10 protein-coding genes are annotated in these 10,985 nt (G+C 68.1%); 2 read left to right on the forward strand and 8 right to left on the reverse strand.

Annotated features, from left to right (window positions below):
• Positions 1-46: 46 nt before the first annotated feature.
• From WCE37_RS07870 to WCE37_RS07900, 7 genes are all read right to left on the reverse strand, one after another.
• Positions 47-610 (reverse strand): Sua5/YciO/YrdC/YwlC family protein, encoded by a 564-nt coding sequence (locus WCE37_RS07870; RefSeq protein ID WP_343278860.1) that lies wholly within the window; start codon positions 608-610, stop codon positions 47-49.
• A gap of 59 nt (positions 611-669) precedes the next feature.
• Positions 670-2,118 (reverse strand): peptidoglycan-binding protein, encoded by a 1,449-nt coding sequence (locus tag WCE37_RS07875; protein WP_343278861.1) that lies wholly within the window; start codon positions 2,116-2,118, stop codon positions 670-672.
• Positions 2,119-2,148: 30 nt separating this feature from the next.
• Positions 2,149-2,919 (reverse strand): hypothetical protein, encoded by a 771-nt coding sequence (locus WCE37_RS07880; RefSeq protein ID WP_343278864.1) that lies wholly within the window; start codon positions 2,917-2,919, stop codon positions 2,149-2,151.
• Between the two features lie 63 nt (positions 2,920-2,982).
• A complete protein-coding gene (locus WCE37_RS07885; RefSeq protein ID WP_343278865.1) occupies positions 2,983-5,502 on the reverse strand; it encodes a DNA topoisomerase I in 2,520 nt (839 codons plus the stop codon).
• A 217-nt stretch (positions 5,503-5,719) separates the two neighbouring features.
• On the reverse strand, positions 5,720-6,193 hold the full coding sequence (locus WCE37_RS07890) for a DUF494 family protein (protein ID WP_343255590.1): 474 nt from the start codon (positions 6,191-6,193) through the stop codon (positions 5,720-5,722).
• Positions 6,194-6,220: 27 nt separating this feature from the next.
• Positions 6,221-7,369, reverse strand: a complete 1,149-nt coding sequence (dprA, locus tag WCE37_RS07895; protein ID WP_343278866.1) for a DNA-processing protein DprA — start codon at positions 7,367-7,369, stop codon at positions 6,221-6,223.
• A gap of 75 nt (positions 7,370-7,444) precedes the next feature.
• Positions 7,445-8,623: a LysM domain-containing protein gene (locus WCE37_RS07900; RefSeq protein WP_343278867.1), complete on the reverse strand. Its 1,179-nt coding sequence runs from the start codon at positions 8,621-8,623 to the stop codon at positions 7,445-7,447.
• A 140-nt stretch (positions 8,624-8,763) separates the two neighbouring features.
• Here WCE37_RS07900 and def point away from each other — a divergent pair, with 140 nt between their 5' ends.
• Positions 8,764-9,279 carry a peptide deformylase gene (def, locus tag WCE37_RS07905; RefSeq protein ID WP_343278868.1) on the forward strand — a complete coding sequence of 172 codons (516 nt, stop codon included), beginning with the start codon at positions 8,764-8,766 and terminating at the stop codon, positions 9,277-9,279.
• A 24-nt stretch (positions 9,280-9,303) separates the two neighbouring features.
• Positions 9,304-10,230: a methionyl-tRNA formyltransferase gene (fmt, locus tag WCE37_RS07910; protein WP_343278869.1), complete on the forward strand. Its 927-nt coding sequence runs from the start codon at positions 9,304-9,306 to the stop codon at positions 10,228-10,230.
• Here fmt and WCE37_RS07915 read toward each other — a convergent pair.
• A complete protein-coding gene (locus WCE37_RS07915) occupies positions 10,227-10,982 on the reverse strand; it encodes a class I SAM-dependent methyltransferase (protein ID WP_343278870.1) in 756 nt (251 codons plus the stop codon). The two genes, fmt and WCE37_RS07915, sit on opposite strands and share 4 nt — an antisense overlap.
• Positions 10,983-10,985 lie beyond the last annotated feature (3 nt).

The following is a 10,985-nucleotide window of genomic DNA, read 5'->3' on the forward strand; positions in this document are numbered from 1 at the left end:
GTGCATCTTGCGCCAGCCGCGTCCCCGGTGAAAGCCGGTGCGCCTCCTACAGGCGCAATGGCATGCCGGTCAGGGCATCGCGGATGGGCGTGGGGCGGTCGATTCCGCCGGTGTCGCCTTCCAGCACGGCATCGAGCCCCGCGAACAGCGCGGCGTCGGCCTCGGCGAGTATGCGCGGCGGAGGTGCACCCGCTGAATTGGCGCTGGTCGATACAAGTGCGCCGCCGAAGGCATCGCAGAGGCCGGCCACCAGCGGGTGCGCGGTGACGCGCACGGCGACGCCGTCATGCTGGCCGGTGATCCAGCGCGGCACGCGCGCGGTGGCGGGCATGACCCAGGTATGCGGACCCGGCCATGACGCATGGACTTCTTCGCGGCGTGCATCCGGCAGCGCACCCCAGTCGACCAGGCCTTCGAGCTGCGTGGCATCGGCGACGATCAGGATCAGACCCTTGTCCACCGCGCGTTGCTTCAACGCCAGCAACCGCATGACCGCGGCCTCGTTGAACGGGTCGCAGCCAAGGCCCCAGACCGCCTCGGTTGGATAGGCGATGACGCCACCACGGCGCAGTGCGGCGGCGGCAGCTTCAACTTGTAGTGACCGGTTCATCGGGGCAACAGGGCTGCGGAAAGACGTGGTGCCGGCCGGCTGCGGCCCGCGCCGACAGCTTACCCCGCCATGCAGGGCAGGCCCGCGGACGGATGGCCCGGACGGAGCGCAGCCGCTTGCTGCCGGACGACATCCTGCTCCCGCTCGCCGATCGTGTTCACCACCGCCAGCCGGCGGTCGGACTCCTCGACGGTGACGAGCGCGGCTTCGGCCGCAGACACCGATGCCCGCCGGTGTGCCGGGTCGTCCAGCCGCCCTTCGATGGCGAACACGTTGCCGCTGGTACTCACCAGCACATGGTCGACGCGTCGCAGCGTCATGCCGGGCGCGACAGCCGCGTCCGCAACCGGACAGGCGTCGGCACCCTTGCAGCGGGCCAGCAGGCTGCGGCTGATGCGCTCGCTCGCCTCGTCGTAGGGCTTGCCGTTGGCCTCGTCGATCGCGCGGACGCCGGAGCGGATGCGCTCGTACATCTCATGGTCGGGGTGCGAGGGGTTGGTGGGGTCGGTAAGTGTGCGTGCCGGAGCCGACGCTGCGTCGTGGGCATCGCCGGGACGCATGGTTGCCGTCCTGGTCTGGGAATCGTGCAGCAGTTCACGCGTCAGCCGGTCGACTACGCCGCTGGTCTCGAGCCCATTCCAGAGCTGGAAGTTCTCGACCGCCTGGCGCGTGCTGGAGCCAAAGATTCCGTCGACGGTGAGCGCGCGTCCTTGCCCGTCCCGGATACCAATCCCGTCCAGGGCCGACTGCAGTGCGCGGACTTGCTCGCCGCGAGCGCCCTGCCGCAGTTCATTGGCGGCGTCAGAGCCTTGAGGTACCAAGTTTGTGCGCAGGTAGGCGGGGAGACCGTCTTCTATCTCGGAATAGACAGCGGGCGCGCGTGGCACGATGCCGTCAAGGGTCTGTTGCAGCCTCTGATTCCAGTCAAGCGCTGCGACCGGATCCTGTTTCCTGGCCTTCTCGATGAGCATCGGAACGGACTGCTCCCAGGCTGTGGCGTACCGTTCGCAATCCTCCGCAGCCTTGATCGTCCAAGCCTGACTTGTGATTCCGTTGACCACACGCCTCGCGTTGTATGCGTCCTGCGAGTCGCCGTTGATATACCTGTCCAGTCGCCTGCCGGTGAACAATCCGTCGCGCATGCCGATGACGAGGATCTGTGCAGCGAGCTCAGGCTCTTTGGCCCGGTCCGGGTTCTTTACAAGCTCTCCATCCAGGCCGAGCAGTTCGTCAAACTTCCGGTAGTTGTAGTCGTGGGTAAGGTGCACGTACCCGCGTCCGTAAAAATCCTCGCCTCCGCTGTATCCGAGCTTCCGGGCCTGGCTCCGACCGTAGTCCTCCTCAGGCGCGGCAAAATCGCGGGTTTCGTGTTGCGCGGTTGCCAGCATGTATGCGATCTGCTTCGGATCGCTCACGCCATGGTCCAATGCGGTGCGCACGATCAAGTTGACGGACGATTCGCGATCGATCCCGAATCCCCCGGTGCTGCGGCCTTCTCCATTGTTCATTGCTGCATCTCCATATGCAGGACCGCATTGTCATTCGTCGTCGACCACCTGCAGCTTTCCGTCGAGCAGCCGCTCGGTGGTCACCTTGGCGGTGCCATCGGCTTCTTCTTCGGTCGTGACCCGTGCCACAAGCTCCGGGATGCTTTCCTCGATGACGTAGGTCTCTTGAACGTGGAGACAGCAGCCGCTCTTTGCATCGGTCGTGACGGTTCTACCGTCCACGCCGAAGATGCCGATATAGCCGACCGTCAGCTCGGAGAAGGCCTCGCTCAAATGCAGCTGCCCATCGCCTTCGTCGAACAGGTAGACCTGGAAGGAGGGTCCGCCGTAGGCACCATGCCGCCCCGACCAGAGGATCAGGTCTTCGCGGCCGTCGGCGTTGACGTCGCTGATGATGAAAGAATGAGCATCCGGCCGCTCGCCCGCATGCAGTGGGCCGCGATATACCAGGGAGCCGGCCTTCAGCATGACCGTCGCCGGATGCAGCGTCTGCTGAAGCTTCACTTGCGGCATTGCAACGTCCAATTGAACGTCGTCCTCGCAGACCAGAAGCCCTTCGACGAAGGGCTCACACCCGGCTGAACGTATTTGCAGACGGATATCGCCCGAAACAATGGCCAAGCCGTCGGCGCTGGTCAGCGCTTCCCTGATTTTGGCGGCGTTTCCATCGCCGGATACCGCGCCAGCTGCGGCGTCTGTCGTGTCGGCGAACGAGGCCGCGTGGGTTTCGGTCGCACCGATCCCACAGGCAGCCAGCATTGCTATGCCGGCAAAAGCTATTGCACGGAATACCGTTTCCATATCACGTCCTTGTCGATCCAGTCGCGGTTATATACCACGGCTGGAACGCCAGGGCGTGCGGGATCAGAACGGCGCGCTGTCGGACAGATCCGCTTTGTCGGCGGCAGCTTTCCTGGCCGGGGTTTTCTTTGAGACCGCCTTCTTGACCGCAGCTTTCTTAGTCGCGGTCTTCTTCGTCGCGGCCTTCTTTGCTGCCTTTTTCGCCACCTTCTTCGCGGGTGCCTTCTTCGCCGCCGCCTTTTTCGCAGGCGCCTTCTTCGCCGCGGCCTTCTTGCCGAAGCGCCCGCGTGCGGGCTTGCCGGTCTCCTCCAGCAGCTTCACCACTTCCTCGAACGTCAGCGAAGCGGGCTCGCGATCCTTGGGGATCTTGCCGTTGAGCTTGCCGTCGCTGATGTACGGCCCGTAGCGGCCGTTGAGCACCTGGATGTCGCTTTCGGGGAAGGCCTTGATGATGCGGTTGCGCGCGATCTCTTCCTTCTCTTCGATCAGGAACACCGCGCGCGCGAGGTCGATCGTGTACGGATCGTCTTCCTTCTTGAGCGAGGCATACACGCTGCCGCGCTTGGCGAAGGGACCGAAGCGGCCAACGCCGACGCTCACTTCCTCGTCCTTGTCCTCGCCCAGCGTCCGCGGCAGGCGGAACAGGTCGATCGCGGCCTCGAGGGTGATGGTGTGCATGCTCTGGCCCGGGCGCAGCGAGGCGAAGCGCGGCTTCTCCTCTTCGCCTTCGGCCATGCTGCCGATGGCGGCGTACGGTCCGTAGCGGCCCAGGCGCACGCTGACCGGCTTGCCGGTCTTGGGATCGGTGCCGAGCTCGCGGGCGCCGGTGGCCTGGGAGCGGTCGACCGACTCGGTCTTTTCCACCACCAGTTCCTTGAACGGACCCCAGAACTTTTCCATCAGCGGCACCCACTCCTCCTCGCCGCGCGACACCGCGTCGAGCTCGTCCTCGAGCTTCGCGGTGAAGTCGTAGTCGACGTAGCGGGTGAAGTGGCTGCTCAGGAAGTTGGACACCGCGCGGCCGACGTCGCTGGGGCGGAAGGCGCGGCCTTCCATCTCGACGTACTTGCGGAACTGCAGGGTCTGGATGATCGAGGCGTAGGTCGAGGGGCGGCCGATGCCGTATTCCTCGAGCGTCTTCACCAGCGAGGCTTCGGTGAAGCGCGGCGGCGGCTGGGTGAAGTGCTGGTCGGCGTGGATGCGGTCGAGCGGCACGCGGTCACCGGGCTTCATCGCCGGGAGCTTGCGGCCCTCGTCGTCGTCGTCCTTGCCCTTGTTGTCCTTGCCTTCCTCGTACACGGCCAGGAAGCCGGGGTCGATCACCGTGGTGCCGCTGGCGCGGAAGCTGTGCTCGCTGCCGGCGGCCAGGTCCACCGACACGGTGTTGAGGATCGCCGGCACCATCTGCGACGCCACTGCGCGCTTCCAGACCAGTTCATACAGGCGACGCTCGTCGTCGGACAGGAAACGCGAGACCTGCGCCGGGGTGCGCAGCGCGGAGGTCGGGCGCACGGCCTCATGGGCCTCCTGCGCGTTCTTCGACTTGGTCTGGTAGAAATTGGGCTTGTCCGGCAGCGCCCTGGTGCCGAAGTCGCGCGCGATGACATCGCGGATCTCGCCCAGCGCCTCGGCCGACAGGCTCACCGAGTCGGTACGCATGTAGCTGATCAGGCCGACGGTGCCCTCGTCGCCGATGGCCACGCCCTCGTACAGCTTCTGCGCCACCTGCATGGTGCGGCGGGTGGTGAAGCCGAGCTTGCGCGAGGCCTCCTGCTGCAGGGTGGAGGTGGTGAACGGCGGCGCCGGGCGGCGCTTGCGCTCCTTGCTGGCGACGTCGGTGACGTGCAGCGCGCCCTGCGCCGCGGACACGATGCGGCTGCGCGCGTCCTCGGCGGTGTCGCCGTCGGTGACGGTGAACTGCTCGAACTTCTTGCCGTCAAGCCTGGTGAGCTTGGCGCTGAAGGCCTGCGTCGGGTGCGCGCATTCGGCTTCGATCGACCAGTATTCGCGGGCGATGAAGGCTTCGATCTCTTCCTCGCGCTCCACGATCATGCGCAGCGCCGGCGATTGCACGCGGCCTGCGGACAGTCCGCGCTGCACCTTGCGCCACAGCACCGGCGACAGGTTGAAGCCGACCAGGTAGTCCAGCGCGCGCCGCGCCTGCTGCGCATCGACCAGGTCGCCGGCGATGGCGCGCGGCTTCTGCATCGCTTCCTTGATCGCGCGCGGCGTGATCTCGGTGAACACCACCCGCTGCAGCTCCTTGCCCTCGAGCAGGCCGCGCTCGCGCAGGATCTCGGCGATGTGCCAGCTGATGGCCTCGCCCTCGCGGTCCGGGTCGGTCGCGAGGTAGATGCCTTCGGCGCTCTTGGCCGCCTTGGCGATCGCCTCGACGTGCTTCTCGTTCTTGTCGATCAGGTCGTAGCGCATCCGGAAACCGTTTTCCGGATCGACCGCACCCTCCTTGGGCACCAGGTCGCGGACGTGGCCGTAGGAGGCCAGCACCTGGAAATCCTTGCCGAGGTACTTGTTGATCGTCTTGGCCTTGGCGGGCGACTCGACAATGAGGAGGTTCTTGGCCATTGCGGCTGGGGTTCCGGGGACGGCGGGCGCCGCGCCTTGATGTGGGGTGATGTAGACGCCGACGCCCGGGACAGGTGCCCCGGGCGTTCGATGCTGCTCTTTATAGTGGAATCACGGCGGCGATGGCACTGTCAAGTGCGGCGTGGAGGGACTCCCCTGGCCGCATTGTGGCCGGTTTCGCAGGAACAACGCCCGTGCGTACTGATGCGACGCTGCCTCAGTGCACAGTTTCAGGCTCGTCCAGGAACATCTGGGTTTCCATCCAGGCGTACGCGGCCTCGGAGCCTGGCTGGTTGAACAGCACCATCAGCACCACCCATTTGAGGTCGTCGAGGTCGAGTTCGTCCTGGTCGAGCGCCATGGCGCGGTCGACGACCAGCTCGCGGCGATCGGCGTCGATCACGCCGTGCTGCTCGAGGAACATCAGGAAACCCCGGCATTCCACGTCCAGCTTCGCCTCTTCCGGGGTCGAGAACAGGCGCGTGGGACCGTTGGCGCGCGACGGGCCGTCCCCGGGCCGTTGGGCGGCCAGCGCATCGAGCCAATCGAAGGCCTTGCTGGTTTCCGCTGGACTGAACCCGGCCTGGAGCAGGCCGCTCTGGAGGGAATCGCGGTCGCGGGCGAGGTCCGCGTCTTCGGTGAAATAGTGTTCGAACAGGTAGAGCAGGACGTCCAGGATGCTTTCTTTCATTTCCCCCGGCCTGCGCCCGCGGGCGCGTTACTGAGACTTTCGGGAATACCGGCCATGCTCGACCGCGACACGACCCTCCAGCTCCATGAGCAGCAGCATGCTGCCTAGCTCCGCAACCGTCAACGCGGTGCGTGAGACCAGTTCATCCATACCGGTGGGGTCGTGTCCCAGTGCCTGCCACAAGCGCTGGTGGTCGGAGCCTGCAGGCGGGTCGGCATTGCCGGCCGCCGTGGCGTTGTTCCCGACCCCAACCATGGGGACGGACAGGCGCCCGCGCAAGTCGTCGCCGTAGCTGATCGCAAGCGGAGCCAGCGCCTGCGCCACTTCGGCGGGCGATTCCACCAGGGCGGCGCCGTCGCGGATCAGGCGGTGGCAGCCGCGGGCCTTGGGGTTGTGGATCGAGCCCGGGATGGCGAACACCTCGCGCCCGGCCTCCCCGGCCAGTCGGGCGGTGATGGCGGCGCCCGAGCGCAGGGCCGCCTCCACCACCACGACGCCGAGCGAGAGGCCCATGAGGATCCGGTTGCGGCTGGGGAACGCGCCGCGCCCGTAAGCCGAGCCCGGAGGCAGCTCGCTGACAACCGCCCCGGTGCGGGCGATGTCCTGGTAGAGCCCGGCGTTGCGCCGGGGGTAGGGCTGGTCGATGGCGGTGCCGAGCACGGCCACGGTGCGCCCGGCGGGCGCCGCGAGCGCGCCCTCGTGGGCGGCGGTGTCGATTCCGGCGGCCATGCCGCTGCATACCGACAGGCCGGCCGTGGCGAAGGCGCGGGCGAAGTCGTAGGCGTTCCTCAGGCCGCCGGCGCTGGCGGCGCGGCTGCCGACCACGGCCACCGCCGGATGCCAGAGCAGGTTGGCGTCGCCCACGACCCAGAGCGCCAGCGGCGCGGTGTCCAGGCGACGCAGCAGGGGTGGATAGTCCGGATCCTGCACGCCGATGAGCCTGCGCCCGGATCCGGCATCGAGCCAGCGCTGGCGTTGCAGCAGGTCCTGGCCACCGCCGCGGGCGCACAGTGCGCCCTGCTGGGCGGAGTCCAGGCCGGCGGCACGCCAGGCGGTGCGTCCGGCGCCAAGCGCCGCGCGGGGACTGCCGTGGTGCTCCAGCAATCTGCGGCGGGGGGCGCTGCGACCGCCTGCAGCCAGCAGGCGTAGCAATGCCAGGGTGTCTTCGCTGTCCATGGCCCCAGCCTGGCCCGGATACGACGACGGCGCCATCGGGCGCCGTCGCGTGTGCAGGTCAGGGAAGGCCGCGCGTCAGTAGGTCGCGTCCGGATGCTTAAGGTGGTAGCCGACGCGGCTCGGCTTGATGCTGTCCATGACCAGGCCATAGCTGACCTTGTCGAAGGTGCGGAACACCATCACGTGGCCGGCGAATTCGTCGGGCAGGCGCACCTTGTTCTCGAAGAACACGGTGTCCTCGTCGCGGTCCAGGCCCTTCTCGACGCGGTCGACGGTGTTGCTGCCTTCGCGCCAGATCGAGAACACGGTGCCGTTGTCCACGCCTTCGCGGGCGCCGACCGACAGCGCGATGACGTCGCGCGGGCCGCCGGAGGTGAGCATGTCGGTCACCGCCAGCACGCGCGCCTTGCCGTAGTCGGTCTGGACCGCAGGCGGGTGCGGGAAGAACTGCAGGTCGTAGGGCTGGGCGTCCACCGCCACCACGCGGTCGCCGATGCGGACCTCGCGGCCCTCCTCGTCGAGCAGCAGGGTGCTGGCCTGGATGCCGCCCACTTCGCCGCGGGTCAGGGTGCCGGCGGTCACGCGCATCAGCTCGTGGCCCAGCACTTCCTGGCCCTTGTCGGGCATGACCACGTTGGCCCAGTACTGGCCCCAGTCAACGCTGCGGCGGCCGGTGGCGTCGAGCTCGTCACGGCCGAAGGTGTCGCAGCACATGCCGGCGCGCAGCAGGTGGGTGTAGCGCACGGTCGGACGCAGCACCGCGTAGCGGGTGCCGGGCGACGCGTCGCCAAGTCCGCGCACGTAGACCACCTGGCCGCGGCTGGCGCGCATGCGGTCTTCTTCAAGGCCGACCACGTAGGGCATGTGGTCGAAGTCGTCGACCACGCGCAGGTCCTTGAGGAAGGGCTCGATCTCGGACAGCGGCACGGCGTTGACGGGCGCGGCCTCGGTCCGCGGGCCCGGCGTGACGCTGACGCCGACGCGGTTCAGGTACGCCAGGCTGATCACGTCACCCGGGTAGATCAGGTGCGGGTTGGCGATCTGCGGGTTGGCCTGCCAGATTTCCGGCCACAGCCAGGGCTTCTCGAGGAAGCGGCCCGAGATGTCCCACAGCGTGTCGCCACGCTGGACGACATAGGTATCAGGGTGGTCGCCGCGCAGGCCCTGGGCCGCCGCGTACGTAGCCACCGTGAGCATCGCCACCGCAACACCCGTGCGTAGCGCATGAGAAAGGCGCTGAAGCTTGCCTGCCATCTACTTGCTCCCCTTGGAGATTTCCCCGTATAGCGGCCGCACTATGCCTACAGGAACCGATCCGGCGCAAGCCTGCTGGCGCTACAATTGCAAGCCGTGCCGCACGGTTGTGACGGCGGCCTCCTTTATCGCACACCTGTATGTCCCTGATCACCATCCTCGAACACCCCCACCCGAACCTGCGCAAGGTCGCCGCCGAACGCGAGGCTGCCGGCGTTGCCGACCCCGCCTTCCAGCGCCTGCTCGACGACATGTTCGAGACCATGTACGAGGCACCCGGCATCGGCCTGGCGGCCACGCAGGTCGACGTCCACGAGCGCTTCATGGTGATCGACGTCACCGAGGGCCGCGACCAGCCGCTGGTGTTCATCAACCCGGTCATCCGCGAGCGCTCGGACGAGTTGCGCGTGCACCAGGAAGGCTGCCTGTCGATCCCCGGGATCTTCGCCGACGTCACCCGCGCCGACGGCATCGAGGTCGAGGCGCTCGATCGCCACGGCAAGCCGTTCACCATGACGGTCGACGGCCTGCTGGCCACCTGCGTGCAGCACGAGGTCGACCACCTGGACGGCAAGCTGTTCATCGATTACCTGTCGCCGCTCAAGCGCGACCGCGCGATGAAGAAATACGAGAAGCTGCGCCGGCATGGCGAGTGATCGCCGCGGCGCGGGCGCGGTCCGATGAGGATCGTGTTCGCGGGCACGCCGGAGTTCGCAGTGCCGTCCCTGCGCGCGGCCTGCACCAGGGCGGAAGTGGTCGCGGTCTATACCCAGCCCGACCGTCCCGCAGGGCGTGGCCGCGGACTGCAGGCTTCGCCGGTGAAGCTCGAGGCCTTGGCGCGCGGCATCCCCGTGCTGCAGCCCGAAAGCCTGAAGACGCAGGTGGCGCGTGATGCGCTGCGTGCGCTCAAGCCCGACCTGATGGTGGTGGTGGCGTACGGCCTGCTGCTGCCGCAGAAGATCCTCGATATTCCCGAAGACGGCTGCTGGAACGTGCATGCCTCGCTGCTGCCGCGCTGGCGCGGAGCCGCGCCGATCCAGCGTGCGATCGAGGCCGGCGATGCCCGGACAGGCGTCTGCCTGATGAAGATGGAAAAGGGCCTGGATACCGGGCCGGTGCTGCTGTCGCAGTCGCTGGCGATCGGCGGGGAGGAGACCGGCGGCGAGTTGCACGACCGCCTGGCCGCCCTTGGCGCGCAGGTGCTGTCCGACGGCCTCGGCCTGCTGCGCGCCGGCATCCGCCCGGTCCCGCAGCCGCAGCCGGAGCAGGGCGTGACCTACGCCCACAAGCTCGACAAGGCCGAGGCGAAGCTGGACTGGTCGCAGCCGGCCGAAGCGCTGGCGCGCAAGGTGCGCGCCTTCAATCCCTGGCCGGTGGCGGAAGCCACGCTGGCCGGCGAGCGCGTGCGCATCCATGCGGCCCTCGCCGTGGATGCGCCCGTTGGCGCGACCCCCGGCGCCGTGCTGGCCGCCGGTCGCGACGGCATCGATGTCGCCTGCGGCACCGGTGCGCTGCGCATCCGCACGCTGCAGCGCGACGGCGGCAAGGCGATCGCCGCGGCCGACTACCTCAACGCGCGCCGCGACCTGCTCGCGCCCGGCTCCTAGACGGCTTCGGCCTCGACCAGCCAGACCTCGCCGCGGCGCGTGGGCGGCAATCCGCCCAGCAGCGCGAACAGCGGCGCCAACAGGCGCACGCGCCAGCCCAGCTTGCGCACGCGCCGGAACGGGTTGGACACCGCCTGCTCGCCGCGGATCGCGAAGCCGGCCTCCTCGAGGGCCTTTTCCAGCATCCAGGGGCTCTGCGGGGTGATATGGCCCTGCTCGCGGTAGTCCACGTCCCGGAACCACTGGAACACGCCGCGGCGCAGGAACAGCGCCTGCGAGACCGGATTGGCGATGTTCGGCGTCGACAGCACCAGCCGGCCGCCTTTCGGCAGCAGCGCGCGGATCTGCCGCAGCATGTGCCGCGGATTCTCCAGGTGCTCGACGATCTCGAGCGCCATGACCGCATCGAAGCCTTCCGGCCACTGCGCCGCGAACGGGCCGTTGAGGTCGGCCGCGACGAACGGGACATGCCTGGGCCTGAAGCTTTCCGCGAACAGGTCGCTGGCCGTGACCCGGTAGCCGGCGTCGTCCAGGCGCAGCGACATCGCACCGCTGCCGGCGCCGAACTCCAGCACCCGCGCGCCCGGTTCGACCGCGGCGCCCAGCAGCGCTGCGGCGGCTTCGTGCAGGCCCGGCGCGGCGTAGATCGGCAGGCCTTTGTATTCGCGCATTCGGCGGCCGTCGAAGCCGGTGCGGAAGCTGTCGGCGCGCCCGGTGGCGGCGTCCTGCGGCGGGGCTGGCGAGTCGGACATGGA

This window comes from Luteimonas sp. MJ250 (genome assembly GCF_039548455.1).
In the GTDB taxonomy this organism is placed as follows: Bacteria; Pseudomonadota; Gammaproteobacteria; order Xanthomonadales; family Xanthomonadaceae; genus Luteimonas.

What these genes read in the sequence shown, in the direction of transcription:
- WCE37_RS07915 (WP_343278870.1), bottom strand. Translation starts at nt 10,982, where the DNA reads ATGTCCGACTCGCCAGCCCCGCCGCAGGACGCCGCCACCGGGCGCGCC.
- WCE37_RS07890 (WP_343255590.1), bottom strand. Translation starts at nt 6,193, where the DNA reads ATGAAAGAAAGCATCCTGGACGTCCTGCTCTACCTGTTCGAACACTAT.
- WCE37_RS07880 (WP_343278864.1), bottom strand. Translation starts at nt 2,919, where the DNA reads ATGGAAACGGTATTCCGTGCAATAGCTTTTGCCGGCATAGCAATGCTG.
- dprA (WP_343278866.1), bottom strand. Translation starts at nt 7,369, where the DNA reads ATGGACAGCGAAGACACCCTGGCATTGCTACGCCTGCTGGCTGCAGGC.
- def (WP_343278868.1), top strand. Translation starts at nt 8,764, where the DNA reads ATGTCCCTGATCACCATCCTCGAACACCCCCACCCGAACCTGCGCAAG.
- WCE37_RS07870 (WP_343278860.1), bottom strand. Translation starts at nt 610, where the DNA reads ATGAACCGGTCACTACAAGTTGAAGCTGCCGCCGCCGCACTGCGCCGT.
- fmt (WP_343278869.1), top strand. Translation starts at nt 9,304, where the DNA reads ATGAGGATCGTGTTCGCGGGCACGCCGGAGTTCGCAGTGCCGTCCCTG.
- WCE37_RS07900 (WP_343278867.1), bottom strand. Translation starts at nt 8,623, where the DNA reads ATGGCAGGCAAGCTTCAGCGCCTTTCTCATGCGCTACGCACGGGTGTT.
- WCE37_RS07885 (WP_343278865.1), bottom strand. Translation starts at nt 5,502, where the DNA reads ATGGCCAAGAACCTCCTCATTGTCGAGTCGCCCGCCAAGGCCAAGACG.
- WCE37_RS07875 (WP_343278861.1), bottom strand. Translation starts at nt 2,118, where the DNA reads ATGAACAATGGAGAAGGCCGCAGCACCGGGGGATTCGGGATCGATCGC.